Genomic DNA, 2,457 nt, shown 5'->3' with positions numbered 1-2,457 from the left:
CGGCGCCCGCCGCGTGGGCGGGGGCGAAGGCAGCAGCGGAGTTCTCCCAGATGCCCGAATCCTCGCCCTCCGCGGTGACCAGACCGCGGTGAGCGAGGACCCGAGGATGCCGCGCTTTCGTGAAGTACGGGTGGGTCACGCGCCGGGAAGCGTGTTCGTCGGGCCCTGACCCGGCTTCGGCGTGAACGCGCTGCCGATGCCCTTGAGCGCCTCGGTGAGCTCACTCGGGATGATCCACAGCTTGTTGGACTGTCCCTCGCTGATCTTCGGCAGCATCTGGAGGTACTGGTAGGCGAGGAGCTTGTCGTCGGGCGCACCCTGGTGGATGGCGGTGAAGACGTTCTGGATCGCCTCGGCCTCACCCTGGGCGCGGAGGACGGCGGCCTGCTTGTCACCCTCGGCTCGGAGGATCTCGGCCTGGCGAGCGCCTTCCGCCTCGAGGATCGCCGACTGCTTGGTGCCCTCCGCCGTCAGGATCGCGGCGCGACGGTCACGCTCAGCGCGCATCTGCTTCTCCATGGAGTCCTGAATGGAGATGGGCGGATCGATCGCCTTGAGCTCGACGCGGCCCACGCGGATGCCCCACTTGCCGGTCGCCTCGTCGAGCACCACCCGGAGCTGACCGTTGATGTTGTCGCGGCTGGTCAGGGCTTCCTCGAGGTTGAGGCCACCGACGACGTTTCGCAGCGTCGTCGTGGTGAGCTGCTCGACGGCGCCGAGGTAGTTGGCGATCTCATAGGTCGCCGCCCGCGCATCCGTCACCTGGAAGTACACGACCGTGTCGATCGAGACGACGAGGTTGTCCTCGGTGATCACCGGCTGCGGCGGGAAAGAGACGACCTGCTCACGCATGTCGATCAGCGGCCGGAGCCGGTCGATGAAGGGGACCAGGATGTTGAGTCCGGGGGTGAGGGTCTTGTGATAGCGGCCGAGGCGTTCGACGACGCCGGCCGTCGCCTGGGGGATGATCCTGATGGCGCGTGCGACGGTGACCACCACGAAGATGATCACCGCGATGGCGAGGATCCAGCCGATCGCTGCGGGAATGAACGATGCGTCGTCCAAGGGGGTTCTCCTAGTCGTTGACGGGTCGGACGATGGCGGTCGCGCCGTTGATCGCGCTCACGGCGATCGGGGCTCCCTGAGGGATGGCGACCGGCGTAGCGGTGCGCGCGGTCCAGGTGTCGCCGTTGGCGAGCTTCGCCTGGCCGGAGATCTGCGTGATCTCGGCCAGCGCGATGCCGCGCAGATCGACGAGAGCGTCCACGTTGGACTTCGTCGGGTCTTCGCCGCGCCGGAGGCGCTTGAGCAACGGCGGTCGGAGGAAGAGGATGAACGCTGCCGCCGCCACGGCCGCGATGATCACCTGCACCCAGACCGGGACACCCAGCAGATCAGTCACCAGTCCGACGACACTGCCGAAGCTGAGCATGAGGAACGTGAAGTCCAACGAAAGCATCTCGATGACGAGGAACACGGCGATCAGGACCAGCCAGCCGATCCAAGCCCATTGGTCGATGAACGTGACGAATGTCGTGAAGTTGTCCATGCGGCCTCCTTTGTGGTCAACGTATCACGCGGGGGACCGCCGATCCGGGTGCCACAGCGCTCCCTTGATAGTGTGAGTGAGCCGTGCGATCACGGCCTTTTCGCGCATCATGAGGAGTCACCGTGACCGACGTTCTTCCCGCAGGTTCCCTCGACGGCAAGGTGGCGCTCGTCACCGGCTCATCACGCGGGATCGGCGCAGACACCGTCCGCTACCTCGCCGAGGCCGGCGCGGATGTCGTCATCAACTTCCGCAACAAGGCACCGCGCGCCGAGAAGCTCGCCGCGCAGCTGCGCGAGCTCGGACGTCGGGCGCTCGTGGTGGGGGCCGACCTCACCGATCCCGCATCCGTGGCCCAGATGTTCGACGCCGTCCGCGCGGAGTACGGTCGTCTGGATGTCCTCGTACTGAACGCCTCCGGTGGCATGGAGTCGGGGATGGCCGAGGACTACGCACTCACGCTCAACCGGGATGCGCAGCTCAACGTGCTGAACGCGGCGACCCCTCTGTTGGGCGACGGGGCGCGCGTCGTATTCGTCACCAGCCACCAGGCGCACTTCATCCGGACGACACCGACCATGCCGGAGTACGAACCGGTAGCCCTGTCGAAGCGAGCGGGGGAGGATGCACTCCGTGAGCTCATCCCGGCTCTCGCCGAGAAGGGGATCGGCTTCACGGTCGTCTCCGGCGACATGATCGAGGGCACGATCACCGCCACCCTGCTGGAGCGGGCGAACCCGGGCGCGATCGCCGAACGCCGGGAATCGGCCGGCAAGCTCTACAACGTCTCCGAATTCGCCGCCGAGGTGGCCAAGGCCGCGGTCGACCCGGTGCCCTCCGACAACACGCGGCTCGTCGGAGATGTGAGCGCGTTCGTCGCCGAGTAGCCGCAGACGAGAATCGGGGCC

Annotated in this window: 3 protein-coding genes and 1 pseudogene; 1 reads left to right on the top strand and 3 read right to left on the bottom strand. The window is 66.9% G+C overall.

The annotated features are described in order from the left end of the window. The 3 genes and pseudogenes from ACNPM4_RS07525 to ACNPM4_RS07515 all read right to left on the bottom strand — a co-directional run. Window positions 1-139: pseudogene (locus ACNPM4_RS07525) on the bottom strand (glycerophosphodiester phosphodiesterase family protein); the annotation flags it as partial. Next, entirely contained in the window at window positions 136-1,065 is a 930-nt protein-coding gene (locus ACNPM4_RS07520) for an SPFH domain-containing protein (protein WP_051662450.1), read from the bottom strand. The pseudogene ACNPM4_RS07525 and the gene ACNPM4_RS07520, both read right to left, overlap by 4 nt. A 10-nt stretch (window positions 1,066-1,075) precedes the next feature. Continuing rightward, window positions 1,076-1,549: an NfeD family protein gene (locus ACNPM4_RS07515; RefSeq protein WP_105709927.1), complete on the bottom strand. Its 474-nt coding sequence runs from the start codon at window positions 1,547-1,549 to the stop codon at window positions 1,076-1,078. 122 nt (window positions 1,550-1,671) lie between these two features. Here ACNPM4_RS07515 and ACNPM4_RS07510 point away from each other — a divergent pair, with 122 nt between their 5' ends. Next, the gene (locus ACNPM4_RS07510; RefSeq protein ID WP_029263394.1) at window positions 1,672-2,436 is read left to right on the top strand and encodes an SDR family oxidoreductase; all 765 of its coding nucleotides are present in this window, start codon (window positions 1,672-1,674) and stop codon (window positions 2,434-2,436) included. Window positions 2,437-2,457 lie beyond the last annotated feature (21 nt).

Source organism: Microbacterium umsixpiens, assembly GCF_053543675.1.
Note: the sequence above shows the minus strand (reverse complement) of the source record. Positions and strands in the feature narration are given on the sequence as shown.